We start from the raw sequence: 16205 nt of genomic DNA, 5'->3' as shown, positions 1-16205 counted from the left end.
TAGTTAGTATAGCAAATGATGAAGGAAAATAGCTGAAATGCGACACACTATTTATGAAAAATTCGCATAATCGCATTTGGAAGATCTGGTTTCCACGTTTTCCATGTGTGATTTCCTTCTAATTCGACATAATTATAATCAATTTTCCTTTGATGAAGTGCATTTTTTAATGTACGGTTTGGTGTTAAAAAGTCTTTAATCTGTCCATCTTTTGTATGTACTTCATATTCTCCTGTACCAATTGCATGATAAATATGATAATCAATACCTTCTGGAATGTTTTGAATATAGTGGAGTACTTCATCTGTAATCTGAGGTGAATGTAAAATGGCTTGTTGGAAAACTTCAGGGTAACGAATTAAACCAAGTAATGATACAGTTGCAGCTTGAGAGTCACCCATTAAAATATGTTCATCTGCTACATTGGATACAGCGTAATGTTCTTGTAAATAAGGTATTAACTCATGTGCTAAAAAAGTAAGGTAAGCTTCATGTTTTTTCCCGCTTGGCATATATTTTTCGCGTCTGTCTTCTACACTTTTATATGGAATACCCACAACGACATGCTCATCAATGTCACCATCTTCAATTTTTTCATCTAAAATACGCGAAAGACTACCTAGTTGAAAATAATCGTTACCATCTGAAGCAATAGCTACAGGATATGACAACATTGGTGTGAAATCAGCTGGTGTATAAATTAATAACTTTAATTCCTCTTGTAAAGCATCACTAAAAAATAATTCGGTCGTAATAGAACCCATATTCTAAAAAGCACTCCTTTAATAATTGGTAGGGAAATTGTATCATAGAAGATGATGACTTTCATCAAGTTCAGATTAACAAGAGAGAAGGTAATAGAAATGAACCGAAAACAACCTGTTTTATCGGCAGACGTATCCATGGCTGCGCGTGCAGCACTAGAACGTCGTGGTGTTACACTAATGGATATCGCAGAAATTGTATATGAGATGCAATATACATATAATGAAGGATTAACATTAGAGCGCTGTGTAGAGGCAGTAGATAAAGTACTTCGAAAACGTGAGATTCAATATGCATTATTAGTAGGTATTGAATTAGATGAACTAGCTGAGAAAAAGCAATTATCACAACCACTACAACAAATTATTGAAACAGACGAAGGGTTGTTTGGTGTAGATGAAACTATCGCACTTGGCGCTGTTTTAACATATGGTAGTATTGGTGTAACAACGTATGGACATTTGGATAAACATAAAATTGGTGTTATTAAAAAATTAGATACAAAAGCAGGAGAAGGCGTGCATACATTTTTAGATGATTTAGTTGGTGCCATTGCAGCAGCTGCTTCATCTCGTTTAGCGCATCGTATTCGCGATGAAGAAGAAGCTACTCTTCTTATTACTGAGTAACGTTCGTGTTGTTCATTGTGATTAGTATTATTATTCTACTCATGATTGCTGTGGTGTATATGCGTAAGCTAGCACCACAGCAAGAACAATACATCATTGGTGAAAAAAGTAGAAGTCGTTAACGTGATGGATGGCGATACAATGAAAGTGCGTTATAACGGGCAAATAAAAAAAGTGCGTTTTTTATTAATTGATACACCAGAAATGTACCACAAGTGTATTGGAGAGCAGCCTTTTGCAAGAGAAGCACAACAATTAAGTAGTATGCTCATACAAAATGCACAAATCGTCTCTATTATGTTTGTTCAATTAGTAACAGAACCTAACTTATTAGTACATTAGATTAAAGGAAATATTAATCCGAATGGCGAAAAGCGATATTATAAACCAGGCGATCCAAATTATAATCAGGTGAACCCTGAACAATTATTTATGTCTGAAGAGGAGGCGAAGGTGGCAGGGTTTATACGCATCTTTCGTCCTTAATCAAGGGAATGGACAAAGGGGTGAAAGAATGACGAAAATTTATATTGTAAGACATGGCGAGACAGATTGGAATCGAGCTGGAAAATTACAGGGGGCAACCGATGTACCTTTAAATGAAGAGGGGCGTAAACAAGCAGTAGCATGTGGTAAGTTTTTTGAAGACATTGCCATTCAAGCAATTTTTACAAGCCCACTACAACGTGCAAGTGAAACAGCGAAAATCATTAATGAACAATTACATCTGCCATTAATCCAAATTGATGCTTTTCGTGAGCGAACATTTGGAACGGCAGAAGGGATGACTTATGAAGAGCGCTCTAAAGTGTACCCGCGAAAAAATTATCCGAATCAAGAAAGTTTTAAAGCGTTTCGAAAAAGATTAGTACGTGGATTACAAGAAATTTATGAAGCTTATCCAGATGAAGATGTCGCATTAATTGCACATGGTGCAGTCATTCATACATTATTTCAAATTGTTCAAAATGCGGATTTCTTTCCAAAAAATGCGCGTTTATCGAATGGTGGCGTAAGTACGATTTATTCAAAAGGTGGCGAATGGTGGTTAGAAGCTTATAATGATACACATCATTTACCTAAAAACACTATATAGTTATAAAGAGTTCAAATGTTCTTGAAATATAATATTTGAACTCTTTTTTAACGGTATAAAGCCAATTTTTAATGTAAATTGTGAATATTTTGTAAATTTTAAAATTGATAAAATCATGTACTTAAAAAGAAAAAATGCTATTTTAATAGAAAAAAATCATTTTTGTGTACGCTTTTGTTACAGTAATGTAAATATTCCATTAAGTAATGTAAATTTCAGCGTTTTTTCTCTAAAAAATTGTTAATATGATGGAGAAATACAAGCAAGACTAAACACATATATGTTTTCAGGAGGAATTTATGTTTAATCGTAAAAAAGATGATCCGTTTTTCAATATTTTGTTAAAGATTGCTGAGAATGTGCAAGTAGCAATGCACTATGCAAATGATTTCCGTATCAACTCATTGGAAGATTTAGCTGAGATCAGTGTACAAATGAAAAAATATGAAACAGACGGAGATAAATTAATTCACGAATTAATCGTTATGTTAAATAAATCGTTCATGACACCAATTGAACGTGAAGATATTTTAGCTCTAGCTAATAGTATGGATGATGTACTAGATGGAATGGAAGAATGTATCGCACACTTTGATATGTTCTCACTAGTAGACATTGACGATTCAATGAATACTTTCATGAGTTATATTATGTTATCATCTGACGAAATCGTAAAAGCAATGCAAAAACTACAAATGAAAAAATTAGTAGATATGCGTGAAAATGCGATTCTAATTAAAGATTACGAAAGCAAATGCGATGATGTACTACGTGTATCAATCAAACAACTATTCTTACACGAACAAGATCCAATTCGAATTATTATGTTCAAAGATATTTACGAACAATTAGAAGATATCGCGGATGATTGCCAAAACGTTGCAAACACGATGGAAACAATCATTATGCGAAATGCATAGGTAGGACGGTAAATTATGGATACAATTGTTATTTTAACCATACTAGTTGTCGTCTTTGCATTAGCATTTGATTTTATTAATGGTTTCCATGATACAGCGAATGCGATTGCGACATCTGTCTCGACGCGTGCTTTAAAACCAAAAACAGCTGTATTAATGGCTGCAATTATGAACTTTGTTGGTGCGATTACTTTCGTAGGGGTAGCCAAAGCGATTACCAAAGATATTGTCGATCCATTTACTTTAGGGAATGGTACACTTGTTATTTTAGCAGCGCTTATCTCAGCGATTGCTTGGAACTTAATTACATGGTACTTCGGGATCCCATCAAGTTCTTCACATGCAATTATCGGTTCGATTGCAGGAGCAGCAGTTGCAGCTGGTGGTTGGGCAATTTTAAACTATGAAGGATTCATTAAGATTCTTCAAGCATTAATTTTATCACCATTCATTGCGATTACGGTCGGTTTCCTTGTGATGAGTCTATTTAAAATTTTGTTTAAAAACTTTAATCTGTATAAAACAAATAAAGGCTTCCGTTCTGTTCAAATTGGTACAGCAGCTTTACAAGCATTCACACATGGTACGAATGATGCGCAAAAAGCAATGGGTATTATCACAATGGCTTTAATTGCAGCTGGTTGGCAAACAACAGATGAAGTACAAGGTTGGGTTCGTTTTGCCTGTGCTTTAGCAATGGGTCTAGGTACATCAATTGGTGGTTATAAAATCATCAAAACAGTTGGTGGTAAGATCATGAAAATTCGTCCAGTAAATGGTGTAGCAGCTGACTTATCTTCTGCTTCAATCATCTTTGGTGCGACATTAATTCACTTACCAGTATCAACAACACATGTTATTTCTTCTGCAATCATGGGTGTTGGTGCAGCGCAACGTGTAAAAGGTGTTAAATGGGGTGTAGCACGTAAAATTGTTTTAACGTGGATTATTACGTTACCAATTTCAGCACTATTTGCAGGCGTAGTTTATTTTATATTAGACATGTTCTTCTAAATTTATATGATATGAGGCTAGGAATTTTCCTAAGCCTCTTTTTTTATTTTAGATTTCTCCCAATCTAAATAAAAAAACGAATTGTACATTCAATTGTACAGTTCGTTTTTTCATGTAGACAAAATAAAAAGAGCGGGGGCTCATCAAACTTTCCCCGCTCATCTTGAAGTCTTTTTCCAGCAATCCGTGCTGTTATGAAAAAGACTTTTGTTATTCTACAAGAGAATAACGATAGGTTTGGCACCTAGTAATTCATTATACGTGTTTTTAATAAATTGTCTAGCATTCATTTTGCTAATGGAATAAACCAGATTCTTTTGACTTTTTGAGTAGATGTGCAGTTCCACGATTAACAGGATTTTTGAACAGAGCACCAATGATTAAGAATGCAACTGCAATCCCAATAAGAACAGTCATATCTAATGCGACCTTTGACCAAATAATACCTGCCACAGCTTCACGTACCATTTCAATTGCATAGGTGAAAGGAAGGAAAGGATTAATGATTTGGAAGAATTTTGGTAGTAACACAACTGGATATGTTCCGCCAGCACCTGCTAATTGTAGAACGAGTAATACAATGGAAAGTGCCTTTCCGACATTATTAAATAGTGATACAAGTGTATAAACAATTGTCATGAATACCATACTAATGAATACACAGAACAAGATAAAGAATAATGGTGAAACAGGTTGAACACCGATAATTAAAATTGTACCGCTCGACATAACGAGCGCTTGACAAATACCAATCACCCAGAAAATTAATAATTTACCGAAGTAAATCTCGCTATATTTATAGTTTTCTGGTTTTTTTACATTGACACTTAGGAGGGACATGAGTAAGAGTCCACCTACCCAAAGTGAAAGAACACCGTAGAATGGCGTCATACCAGTTCCATAATTCTTAACAGGGAATACAGCATTTTCTTTTAATTTAATTGGTTCTTCAAAGAAAGATTTTTCTTTATTTGGATTGTTTAATAGTAGTTTAATTAATTTATTTATATCCACTTTGTCATCGAACTGACGAAGCTTCCCTGCGAGTTCATCCACTTTCGATTTTAAAAATGGATATTTTCCAAGTGCATCGTTTAAAGCAGTCTGTCCAGTATTAACATAACCACTTGTTTCATCTAAAACAGATTGTGCTTTTGGTAATGATACTTGTAATTCTGTCAACATACTTTGTGCTTGTGTTAATGTTTGCTTTGCATTTGCAAGTTCTTTTTTGATATCCGGAGAAATCGTATTTTGATAAGAACGAATAAAGTGATTCATTTCGGAAGTAATACGTTGTGCTAAAGCATCTAATTCTTTTTGAGCAGTTTGAATGTTATTTTTAGCTGTGCTTACATCTGCATCAAGTGTACGAATATTACGTTGTGTACTTTGTAAACTTGCTTTTGTCGCGCGAATGTCCTTAATAGCAGGTGTTAAAGTAGCATTTGCTTCGTTTAAATTGTTCGCTTGGTTGAATCGTTTGATGGTCAAAAGTGCGCTCTCGATTGAAGTTAACCGATTAATGGATTGTGTTGTTTGTTCCATAATTGCATTTTGCTTTTGGACAAGTCCAGATGTATCAATAGACCTTTGTTCAATCGTCTTTCGAATATTACGTATTTCTTGCATGGCGCTTTGTAATGTTTTTAAATCCTGTTCAATACGAGGCTCTAAAGTATCCATCGCTTTTTGAGCAGTTGTTACATATGTCATGGCCGTAGTAACTGTATTTAAGCCCTCAGTTGTTGTTTGTGCAGCCTCAGGTATTTTCGCTTTGGCTTCTTTTAACATTTGATCAGCAGTATTGGCAGTCTTTTTAGCACCTAATAATTCTTTATGAATACCTGGTAAGTCTTTTTCAAGTTGAAAAATGAATTTTTCAAAGTTTTGAATATCAGGTAAGTTTTTTTGAATGTCAATTCCTAATTTGTTATAAAGTTCGAAAATAGTCCCATTAACTGTTCCAACGAATTTGCTACTCATGGTCGTAACAAGCATAGAAGCGCCACGATCTGTAATTTTAGGTGCGATGGAATTAATTTTTTCATTCACATAGTACTCCATTTGAGCTTTTTGTGGAGAGTCAGCTGTGATGGTACTTAACTTTTTCGAAAAGTCTTTAGGAACGACGATAACAGCAAATAAATCCCCATTTCTTAATTCGTCCATAGCTTTATCTTTATTTAAAAATTGCCAATCCATTTCTTTATTCTTCTTTAGGTTGGCTACAAGGTCATCCCCTGCTCTGACAGATTGATTTTCAATCTTACTTCCTTCATCTTCATTGACAATACCTACAGGGATATTTTTAGTATTGCCATAGGGATCCCAGGATGCAGCAATGTTTAACCATGCATATAGCGATGGAAGAACGATTAAACCGACAATAATAGCAGCTGAAACCCAATTAGTTAGCAAGTGATGCATATCTTTTTTAAAGATTCCCCAAATTTTTTTCATACGAATCCCCCTTTGTGAAAATTTACCCAAATTCGTGAACATTGAAGCAGTAACTTATACAATGATATACTAAAACCACATATTTTAGGAAATTAAAGGAGGAAATGAGAATGACCAATGTAACAGCAGAAGAAATCCATCAAATTATTCAAAAGCAAAATACTTATTATAATTCAGGAGAAACTAGGACGCTGGCTTTTCGAAAACAGCAATTAAGGGCATTAAAAGCAAGTATTTCGAAATACGAAAAAGAAATCAAACAAGCGTTGTATAAGGATTTACGTAAGAGTGAATTTGAAGCTTTTACAACAGAGATTGGCATTATTTATTCGAGTATTAGTCACGCTTTGAAGTATTTAGAAGAATGGATGCATCCAGTTAGTGTTCCAACACCTGTTCAATTTCAGCCAGGAAAAAGTATGATTGTTCATGATCCATATGGTGTTACATTAATTATTGGTCCATTCAACTATCCGTTCCAACTTGTAATGGAACCACTAATTGGTGCAATCATCGGCGGGAATACAGCTGTTGTGAAGCCATCGGAATCAGCAGTAGAGACATGCAAGATTATTCGCACGATTTTAGAAGAAACATTTAGACTAGAATATATCGCGGTTATAGAAGGAGAAAAAGAGGAGACGAATGCACTGATTCATGCACCGTTTGATTTTATCTTCTTTACAGGAAGTGTAGCTGTTGGGAAAATTGTGGCGAAGGCGGCTGCGAATCGTTTAACACCACATGTTCTTGAACTTGGCGGTAAGAGCCCTGTAATTGTTGATCAAACAGCAAATTTAGAAGTGGCAGCAAAACGTGTCGTATGGGGTAAATTCGTCAATGCAGGTCAGACATGTATCGCACCAGATTATGTTTTTGTTCATGAGTCCGTAAAAGCGCCTTTCATTCGTCAAATTAAAAAAGTATTAAGTAAATTTTATGGTTCAAATCCACAACAAAGTAAAGATTTTGGTCGTATTATTAATATACGTCAGTTTGACCGATTAAATGGTTTATTACAACAACATCGTAGTGATATTTTATTCGGCGGTGAAACAGATCGCGAAGATTTATATATGGCACCAACAATTTTACAAGATATCACATGGGATTCGCCGATTATGCAAGACGAAATTTTCGGTCCAATCTTGCCGATTCTCGTATATACGGATTTAACCCATCTTATTCATCAAATTAATCGTCGTCCTAAACCACTAGCTGCTTATTTCTTCTCTGAAACTGAAAAAGCGATTCAATATTTCTTAGATGAATTAGCATTTGGTGGTGGCTGTATTAATGAAACAATTATGCACGTTGCATCGTGGCACCTTCCATTCGGTGGTGTTGGCGAATCAGGTGTTGGGAATTATCATGGTAAAGCTAGTTTTGAAGCATTCACCCATCAAAAATCAGTACTAAAACGTTCTTCTAAATTAGCAAATAACTTGCTGTATCCACCATATAAACAAAAAGCAACACTCGTGAAAACTATTTTAAGATAAAAAAATCCCAGAAGACGCTATATAAAGTGTCTTCTGGTTTTTTTATGCTTCTTTTTGTTGTGCGAGCGGTAATGTAATCGTAATGGTCGTTCCGAAATCTGGTTCACTGGTTACATGGATTTTTCCCTTATGTTCTTGAATAATATCATAAGTTACCATCATGCCAATACCATTCCCTTGATCTTTTGTTGTAAAGAAAGGTTCGAACATTTTTTCAACGGTTTCTTTGGACATACCACAACCGCTATCAGAGATGACAAGTTGTACAGATTGTTCTTCAACAATGTTGCTTGAAACGAGTATATTTCCATTTGTACCAATAGCCTCTAAAGCATTTTTAAAAATATTAATAAATACTTGACGCAATTTATTTGGATAGCCATAGATAACAGCAGGTTGATTACTTAAGTGAGATTCTAAATCAATTTCATTAGCATGCATATTTGGTTTAAAGAATAATAGCATCGCTCTTAAAATTTCTTGTACGTCAAAAACTTCTTTTTCAGTATCTGTTTTTTCACGAGCTAAAATTAAGAATTCATTAATGATTAAATCAATTCGCTTAATTTCTTCGTCAATTAAGCCATAAAAGTAAGCATGTGGAGAATCTTTGTCTTGTTGCATCATCTGCGTAAAGCCTGAAATAACCGTTAATGGATTTCTGATTTCATGTGCTACAGTTGCAGCCATACCTTGAGCAAAGTCGAGCTTTTCAGATTGTACAAGTAATCTCTCAGCTTCTTTACGATAAGAAATATCACGTGTAATGACAGATGTAGCGATAATTTCACCATCATGGTTGAAAATCGGAGATAGTGTCACTTCCGCATCAAATAATGTACCATCTCGACGCATATCAACAGTTTCGAGTAAATCAAAACTTTCACCATTCAGCATGCGTGCCATTCGATCACGTGATTCTTCAAATTGTCCTGTTGGTACCATTGGCAGTTGTTTACCAATACACTCATTCATATCCCAACCGTATAACTTTTCAAAAGCAGGATTAACTGCAATAACGTCATTATTCAAATCAAATACAGCCATACTATCTTTTGCATTTTCAAAAAATAGTTTTAAATACCCTTCTTTTGATAAGAATTCTTGTTCTATTTGATCGTTTTTTGTTTCGATATTTCGGTAAGAAATACTAAAATAGTACCCTTGAATAAGGCTTGTCGCACATAAAAATGCGAGTATAATCAATAATACAACTAAATTCGTTTGTCCGAATGTTTCCATTAGTGTTGGATATTGTGCATATATCAACCAACCTATTTCAGCTGCAAAGACGACCATAATCGCCGCATTCAAGTAGGCTGATTGATAAATTGAGACAATAAAAAGTCCTAAAATTGGTAGAATACATGAGTAAATATTTTGAGATTCATAAATTGTATGTACGAGTAGAACATTAATTGTCATAACAATAAAGCCGCAAACGACTAAATCGTTCGCGCGAAGTCGATAAAGTAAATACGCTGTGGTGCAAAGCATGAGAGAGAGCCAAGGAAAGCTGTGAAGTCCCTTAGCAAACCCAGTTGCTATTAGAACCGTATATAGAAAAATACTTGTCATAATAATAAATAACACAATTTTATTCCGTTTACGTAAACTAGAAGTAGTGTGCTTCATAGGAAAAAACACCTCGAATCGATTAATACATCTATCATACAGTATTTGACGGTGTCGGAAAATGTCATATTCTGATATTATGGAATAAATATAAGAGGGGGCTTTCTAAATTGAGTATTTTTAATGAGACTGAAACAATTGCTTTACTAGAAAAACTAACGAACACACCGAGCCCTACTGGGTACACGAAAAAAATCATGCAAGTGATGGCGACAATTTTCGACGAAATCGGTGTTCCTTATACACGCACGAATAAAGGCGCATTAATTGTGACACTGAAAGGTGAGAACGATGAACGTCATCGTTTATTAACAGCACATACAGATACACTAGGTGCTATGGTAAAAGAAGTGAAGTCTTCAGGTCGCTTATCGTTATCGATGATTGGCGGATTTAATTGGAATGCAGTAGAAGGTGAGTATTGTACAATTCATACAGCGTCTGGCGAAGAAATTCGTGGAACGATTTTAATGCACGAAACATCTGTCCATGTTTATCGTGGTGCAGGTAGTTTGCCACGTGATGAAAAACATATCGAAGTGCGTGTAGATGCAAGAGTGAAAAATGCGGACGATACGCGCGCGCTTGGAATTGAAGTTGGGGACTTCATCTCATTTGATAATCGTTTTGAACAGACAGATACAGGCTTCATTAAAACACGTCATTTAGATGATAAGGCGAGTACGACATTATTAATTGAACTTGTAAAATATGTACATCAAAAACAAATCACATTACCTTATACAACACATATTTATATTTCAAATAATGAAGAAATTGGTTATGGCGGTAATTCAAATATTCCAGAAAAAACAGTCGAGTATATTGCAGTAGATATGGGGGCAATTGGTGATGGGCAACAAACAGATGAATACACAGTCTCAATTTGTGCAAAAGACTCAAGTGGTCCTTATCACTATGAATTAACCCAGCAACTTGTTCGACTTGCAAAAGCAAATCAAATTGATTATAAGCTAGACATTTACCCTTATTACGGATCAGATGCCTCGGCTGCGATTAAAGCAGGGGCAGATGTTCGCCATGCTTTATTTGGTGCAGGTATTGAATCTTCTCATGCCTATGAGCGAACGCATATAGATTCTTTGCGTCATACAGCAGATTTACTTTATGCATATGTAATGTCGCCAATGGTAGATGAAGAGGAGGAAGCATAGTATGCAAGCAACACAATTATTACAATGTTTACCGATTAAAAAAATTATCGGAACATTACCAGAAAATATTAAAGATATTGCTATCGATTCACGCAATGTACAAGATAAAACTATTTTTATCTGTATTAAAGGTTACACAGTCGATGCACATGATTTTGCACAGCAAGCAGTAGATCAAGGTGCAACAATTGTCGTAGTCGATCATGTACTTGATTTAACAGGAGATGTCGCACAAGTTGTTGTAGAAGATACAAGTCGTGCACTTGGCTTACTCGCAGCAAAATTCTTCGACTATCCTTCAAAAGATTTGACGATGTTTGGTGTAACAGGTACAAATGGTAAAACGTCTGTTGCGACAATGATTCAAAATGTTTTACAAGGACTGGGTGTACGTTCAGCGCTATCTGGCACAATCGGTTTTAACTTGAATGGTGTCATGTACGATTCAGCGAATACAACAAGTGATGCACTGACAACACAACAAATGATTTTCCGTGCCAAAGCAGAAGGTTGTCGCGGTATGGTCATGGAAGTATCTTCACATGGACTTGTACTAGGTCGTTTAGCAGGTGTTGAATTCGACGTTGCAATTTTCACGAACTTAACGCATGACCATTTAGACTTCCACGGCACAATGGAAAACTACGGTAACGCCAAAGGGATGTTATTCTCTCAACTGGGACAAGACCTTGAAAAAGATAAACATGCCGTATTAAATTCAGATGATCCATGGTCTAAAACATATGCGGGTTTAACACCTTATCCAATCTGGACATATGCGATTCATGATGACAACGCTGTATTCCAAGGTTTGAATATTAAATACCATGATGAACATACAGAGTTCGATATGAAAACACCAGAAGGTACAAAACACGTCGAATTAAAGTTACTTGGTGAATTCAATGTGTACAATATGTTAGCCGCAACAGCAGCTCTTTATTGTAAAGGTTATGCATTAGATGATATTATTCAACAATTTGAACATATGATGCCGATTAAAGGGCGTATGCAAAAAATTGAGACAGGTAAATTACCGATTTCAATTTTTGTTGATTATGCACATACACCAGATGCAATTGAAAAAGCAATTACAGCAGCTATGCCATACAAAGAGAAAAAATTAATCTTTGTCATCGGTACAGGTGGTAATCGTGATAAATCAAAACGTCCAGATATGGCACGCATGGCTTCAATGGCTGATTACGTTGTCTTAACAACAGACGATCCCCGCTATGAAGCATATGATTCAATTGTAGGCGATTTAGAAAAAGGTATGACACATGATAACTATGCATGTATTGGTGACCGCGCAGAAGCAGTTCGCCATGCAGTAGAAATTGCGGAACCAGGTGATTTAATCTTATTCGCTGGTAAAGGTCATGAAGATTATCAAATTATTGAAGATACAAAGTATCCACATAGCGATGCAGAAATTGCGCTGATTGCAGCAAAAGAAAAGTTCGGTATGTAAGATTCAAAAGAAGTTGTGGTTGAAATAAGCCACAACTTCTTTTTTAACCTAATTGTGCGAAATTCTCCCACTTCTAAAGTGGGAGATGGATAGCACTTGACGACAGTCAACGATAGAAGTACAGTATAATCAGTAGTAAAGGATAGAAAGTAGGAATATCAATGGATTTAGACACTAATAACCATTCAGTATTCAAGTTATCATATCACTTAGTATTGGTTATAAAATATCGTAGAAAAGTAATTGATGATGATATATCCAATAGATTAAAGGAAATATTTGAGTATATTTCACCTAAGTATAATGTAACTTTAGAAGAATGGAATCACGATAAAGACCATGTTCACTTACTATTCAGAGGTACACCAAATACAGAAATATCTAAATTCCTTAATGCTTATAAGTCTGCAAGTAGTAGACTTATAAAAAAGGAATATCCATCTATAAGAAAACAGTTATGGAAAGAATATTTTTGGAGTAGAAGTTATTGCTTACTAACTGCTGGTGGAGCACCTATTGAAGTAGTAAGAAAATATATTGAAAAACAGGGGGTGAGATAATGCTTAAAGCCTATAAGTATAGGATATATCCAACAAGTGAACAAAGATTATATCTTGCTAAAGTCTTTGGTTGTACTAGATTTATCTATAATAAAATGTTAGCAGATAGAATTAAATCTTATGAAGAAAATAAAGATTTAGATAATAAAGCTATGAAATACCCTACACCTGCTCAATACAAGAAAGAATATGAGTGGTTAAAAGAAGTAGATAGTTTAGCTTTAGCTAATGCACAAATGAATTTAGATAAAGCATATAAAAACTTCTTTAGAGATAAGTCCATAGGATTTCCTAAATTCAAGTCTAAAAAAACGAATAGATTTAGTTATACAACTAATAATCAAAAGGGAACTATTCGGATAGATGGGAGATATGTAAAAATACCTAAGTTAAAATCTAAGATAAAAATAGTTTTGCATAGGCAATTCAAAGGATTGATTAAATCTGCAACTATATCTAAAACACCAAGCAATCAATACTATATTTCAATATTAGTAGATACTGAAAATAGTCAACTACCAAAGAATGATAATAAAATAGGCATTGACCTTGGGTTAAAGGAATTTGCTATATGTTCCAATGGCGATAGATATGACAACCCTAAAAATCTTAGAAAATCTGAAAAGAAATTAGCTAAATTACAAAAGGATTTGAGCAGAAAAACTAAAGGAAGTAATAACAGATATAAAGCAAGATTAAAGGTTGCTAAACTACATCAAAAAATAGCCAATCAACGTAAAGACTTTCTACACAAATTATCAACTAAAATTATTAGCGATAACCAAGTAATAGTTTTAGAAGATTTGAGAGTTAAAAATATGCTAAAAAATCATAAATTAGCTAAGGCAATAAGTGAAGTTAGTTGGGCTGAATTTAGGATAATGTTAGAATATAAAGCATCTTGGCAAGGTAGAAAAATAGTTATTGCTCCATCTAACTATGCTAGTAGTCAACTTTGTTCAGAATGTGGTTATAAAAATAGTGATGTAAAAAATCTAGCACTTAGAAAATGGACTTGTCCCGAATGTGGCGCAATCCACGACAGAGATATAAATGCGAGCATAAATCTACTGAAATTAGCCCTATAATTTTGGTAATAACTTGAGGTAGGGACTACCTTATTAGCTTGGGTAAACTTGTACCATTGGGTATATTGACCAAGAAGCTCCCACTTCTATAAGTGGAGAGTAGTTCACTTCGATGTGCTTTTACTTTAGGGGTTTTTCTCATATGATAATTTTGATATAATTGTAAGGTTAGAAACGTAAATAATGAACGAATCATATACAAACTCATAGGTAAGGAACGGTGATACCCGATGTAGACAAACCTTCAACCAACCATTTATGAAAATATATGATAGTAGAAGGAGCAAAATAATGAGCACAACATTAGAACAAGAAATTTTATCACGTCGTACTTTTGCGATTATCTCCCACCCCGATGCTGGTAAAACAACAATTACAGAAAAACTTTTATACTTTGGTGGTGCGATTCGCGATGCCGGTACAGTAAAGGGTAAAAAATCAGGTAAATTCGCAACATCTGACTGGATGGAAATCGAAAAACAACGTGGTATTTCGGTTACATCATCTGTTATGCAATTCGATTATGCAGATTGCCGTATCAACATCTTAGATACACCAGGACACCAAGATTTCTCGGAAGACACATACCGTACATTAATGGCTGTAGATAGTGCAGTCATGGTTGTCGATGCCGCAAAAGGGATTGAGGAACAAACGAAGAAGTTATTCCAAGTATGTCGTATGCGTGGTATTCCAATCTTCACATTCATTAATAAATTAGACCGTCAAGGTAAAGAACCACTAGAATTAATGGAAGAATTAGAAGAAGTATTAGGCATTCAAACATATGCGATGAACTGGCCAATCGGTATGGGTAAAGAGTTCTTAGGGATTTATGACCGCTACAATAACCGTATTGAACAATTCCGTACAGAAGAAGAAGATCGATTCATTCCTTTAAATGCAGAAGGTGGAGTAGATGTTGAGAATGATATGACAAAAACATCTTACTACACACAGGCTTTAGACGATATTTTACTTTTAGATGAAGCTGGTAATGACTTCTCTGAAGATGCGATTGCAAAAGGTCAATTAACACCTGTATTCTTCGGTTCAGCTTTAACAAACTTCGGGGTACAAACATTCCTTGAAACATACTTGAAGTTTGCGCCAGGTCCACAACCACGTTTAACAGAACAAGAAACAATTGTGGAACCAACAGATGAAGAATTCTCAGGATTCGTATTCAAAATTCAAGCAAATATGAACCCAGCTCACCGCGACCGTATCGCATTCGTTCGTATCGTATCAGGTAAATTCACGCGTGGTATGAATGTAACGATGACACGTACAGCGAAATCATTCAAAGTAACACAGGCGACAACGTTCTTAGCAGATGACCGTGAAACAGCAGATGAAGCTGTAGCGGGTGATATTATCGGTTTATATGATACAGGTAACTACCAAATTGGTGATACAATTGTCGGCGGCAAAAAGAAATTCCAATTTGAAAAATTACCGCAATTCACACCTGAATTATTTGTGCGTGTAACAGCGAAAAACGTCATGAAGCAAAAGCACTTCCATAAAGGTATTGAGCAATTAGTACAAGAAGGTGCGATTCAATACTATAAAACATTACACACAGAAGATACAATTCTTGGAGCAGTTGGTCAATTACAGTTTGAAGTATTTGAAAACCGCATGAAGAATGAGTATAACGTAGATGTGGTTATGCAACCAATCGGTTCGAAAATTGCCCGTTGGATTGAAAATGAAGAAGACGTAAAAGACTCAATGACAGGTCCACGTAGTATGCTTGTAAATGATCGTTTTGGTAATAAGGTATTCTTATTCGAAAATGAATTTGCAATGCGTTGGTTCAATGATAAATACCCAGAGATTCGTTTATATAGCTTACTATAAGATGAAAGAGCTTGGGAC

The 16205-nt window shown here is 35.1% G+C and carries 15 protein-coding genes; 12 read left to right on the top strand and 3 right to left on the bottom strand.

Translation table 11 applies throughout. From position 1 onward, the window contains the following. Positions 1 to 47 precede the first annotated feature (47 nt). On the bottom strand, positions 48 to 764 hold the full coding sequence (locus KGI01_RS09115) for an alpha/beta hydrolase (RefSeq protein WP_141274433.1): 717 nt from the start codon (positions 762 to 764) through the stop codon (positions 48 to 50). Positions 765 to 863: 99 nt separating this feature from the next. Between KGI01_RS09115 and KGI01_RS09110 the strand changes: the two genes are divergently transcribed. From KGI01_RS09110 to KGI01_RS09090, 6 genes are all read left to right on the top strand, one after another. Next, complete coding sequence (locus KGI01_RS09110) at positions 864 to 1394, top strand: phosphatidylglycerophosphatase A family protein (protein ID WP_141274432.1); 531 nt, start codon at positions 864 to 866, stop codon at positions 1392 to 1394. Between the two features lie 123 nt (positions 1395 to 1517). After that, positions 1518 to 1736, top strand: a complete 219-nt coding sequence (locus KGI01_RS14160; protein WP_141274431.1) for a thermonuclease family protein — start codon at positions 1518 to 1520, stop codon at positions 1734 to 1736. Further along, positions 1737 to 1880 carry a sunset domain-containing protein gene (locus KGI01_RS14270; protein ID WP_458859447.1) on the top strand — a complete coding sequence of 48 codons (144 nt, stop codon included), beginning with the start codon at positions 1737 to 1739 and terminating at the stop codon, positions 1878 to 1880. A gap of 28 nt (positions 1881 to 1908) precedes the next feature. Beyond that, positions 1909 to 2490 (top strand): histidine phosphatase family protein, encoded by a 582-nt coding sequence (locus KGI01_RS09100; RefSeq protein WP_141274430.1) that lies wholly within the window; start codon positions 1909 to 1911, stop codon positions 2488 to 2490. A 299-nt stretch (positions 2491 to 2789) separates the two neighbouring features. Next, entirely contained in the window at positions 2790 to 3410 is a 621-nt protein-coding gene (locus KGI01_RS09095; RefSeq protein WP_141274429.1) for a DUF47 domain-containing protein, read from the top strand. 15 nt (positions 3411 to 3425) lie between these two features. Then, entirely contained in the window at positions 3426 to 4424 is a 999-nt protein-coding gene (locus tag KGI01_RS09090) for an inorganic phosphate transporter (protein WP_141274428.1), read from the top strand. A 294-nt stretch (positions 4425 to 4718) separates the two neighbouring features. On the opposite strand, the gene KGI01_RS09085 is transcribed toward KGI01_RS09090, so the two are convergent. Further along, positions 4719 to 6887: a YhgE/Pip domain-containing protein gene (locus tag KGI01_RS09085; RefSeq protein WP_170214766.1), complete on the bottom strand. Its 2169-nt coding sequence runs from the start codon at positions 6885 to 6887 to the stop codon at positions 4719 to 4721. A gap of 110 nt (positions 6888 to 6997) precedes the next feature. Here KGI01_RS09085 and KGI01_RS09080 point away from each other — a divergent pair, with 110 nt between their 5' ends. Then, positions 6998 to 8389: an aldehyde dehydrogenase gene (locus KGI01_RS09080; RefSeq protein WP_141274426.1), complete on the top strand. Its 1392-nt coding sequence runs from the start codon at positions 6998 to 7000 to the stop codon at positions 8387 to 8389. Positions 8390 to 8431: 42 nt separating this feature from the next. On the opposite strand, the gene KGI01_RS09075 is transcribed toward KGI01_RS09080, so the two are convergent. Next, positions 8432 to 10024 (bottom strand): ATP-binding protein, encoded by a 1593-nt coding sequence (locus KGI01_RS09075; RefSeq protein ID WP_141274425.1) that lies wholly within the window; start codon positions 10022 to 10024, stop codon positions 8432 to 8434. Positions 10025 to 10134: 110 nt separating this feature from the next. On the opposite strand from KGI01_RS09075, the gene KGI01_RS09070 reads away from it, so the two are divergent. From KGI01_RS09070 to KGI01_RS09050, 5 genes are all read left to right on the top strand, one after another. Continuing rightward, positions 10135 to 11199 (top strand): M42 family metallopeptidase, encoded by a 1065-nt coding sequence (locus tag KGI01_RS09070; RefSeq protein WP_141274424.1) that lies wholly within the window; start codon positions 10135 to 10137, stop codon positions 11197 to 11199. 1 nt (position 11200) lies between these two features. After that, positions 11201 to 12673 carry a UDP-N-acetylmuramoyl-L-alanyl-D-glutamate--2,6-diaminopimelate ligase gene (locus KGI01_RS09065; RefSeq protein WP_141274423.1) on the top strand — a complete coding sequence of 491 codons (1473 nt, stop codon included), beginning with the start codon at positions 11201 to 11203 and terminating at the stop codon, positions 12671 to 12673. A 161-nt stretch (positions 12674 to 12834) separates the two neighbouring features. Continuing rightward, a complete protein-coding gene (tnpA, locus tag KGI01_RS09060) occupies positions 12835 to 13233 on the top strand; it encodes an IS200/IS605 family transposase (RefSeq protein ID WP_141274422.1) in 399 nt (132 codons plus the stop codon). Beyond that, entirely contained in the window at positions 13233 to 14321 is a 1089-nt protein-coding gene (tnpB, locus tag KGI01_RS09055; protein WP_141274421.1) for an IS200/IS605 family element RNA-guided endonuclease TnpB, read from the top strand. Before tnpA ends, tnpB begins: the two co-directional genes overlap by 1 nt. A gap of 291 nt (positions 14322 to 14612) precedes the next feature. Next, positions 14613 to 16187 (top strand): peptide chain release factor 3, encoded by a 1575-nt coding sequence (locus tag KGI01_RS09050; protein WP_141274420.1) that lies wholly within the window; start codon positions 14613 to 14615, stop codon positions 16185 to 16187. Positions 16188 to 16205 lie beyond the last annotated feature (18 nt).

It is taken from the genome of Kurthia gibsonii (assembly GCF_006539985.1).
Classification (GTDB): Bacteria; Bacillota; Bacilli; order Bacillales_A; family Planococcaceae; genus Kurthia; species Kurthia gibsonii.
Note: the sequence above shows the minus strand (reverse complement) of the source record. Positions and strands in the feature narration are given on the sequence as shown.

What these genes read in the sequence shown, in the direction of transcription:
- KGI01_RS09075 (WP_141274425.1), bottom strand. Translation starts at nt 10,024, where the DNA reads ATGAAGCACACTACTTCTAGTTTACGTAAACGGAATAAAATTGTGTTA.
- KGI01_RS09090 (WP_141274428.1), top strand. Translation starts at nt 3,426, where the DNA reads ATGGATACAATTGTTATTTTAACCATACTAGTTGTCGTCTTTGCATTA.
- KGI01_RS09100 (WP_141274430.1), top strand. Translation starts at nt 1,909, where the DNA reads ATGACGAAAATTTATATTGTAAGACATGGCGAGACAGATTGGAATCGA.
- KGI01_RS09085 (WP_170214766.1), bottom strand. Translation starts at nt 6,887, where the DNA reads ATGAAAAAAATTTGGGGAATCTTTAAAAAAGATATGCATCACTTGCTA.
- KGI01_RS09080 (WP_141274426.1), top strand. Translation starts at nt 6,998, where the DNA reads ATGACCAATGTAACAGCAGAAGAAATCCATCAAATTATTCAAAAGCAA.
- KGI01_RS09115 (WP_141274433.1), bottom strand. Translation starts at nt 764, where the DNA reads ATGGGTTCTATTACGACCGAATTATTTTTTAGTGATGCTTTACAAGAG.
- KGI01_RS09110 (WP_141274432.1), top strand. Translation starts at nt 864, where the DNA reads ATGAACCGAAAACAACCTGTTTTATCGGCAGACGTATCCATGGCTGCG.
- KGI01_RS09050 (WP_141274420.1), top strand. Translation starts at nt 14,613, where the DNA reads ATGAGCACAACATTAGAACAAGAAATTTTATCACGTCGTACTTTTGCG.
- tnpA (WP_141274422.1), top strand. Translation starts at nt 12,835, where the DNA reads ATGGATTTAGACACTAATAACCATTCAGTATTCAAGTTATCATATCAC.
- tnpB (WP_141274421.1), top strand. Translation starts at nt 13,233, where the DNA reads ATGCTTAAAGCCTATAAGTATAGGATATATCCAACAAGTGAACAAAGA.
- KGI01_RS09065 (WP_141274423.1), top strand. Translation starts at nt 11,201, where the DNA reads ATGCAAGCAACACAATTATTACAATGTTTACCGATTAAAAAAATTATC.
- KGI01_RS09095 (WP_141274429.1), top strand. Translation starts at nt 2,790, where the DNA reads ATGTTTAATCGTAAAAAAGATGATCCGTTTTTCAATATTTTGTTAAAG.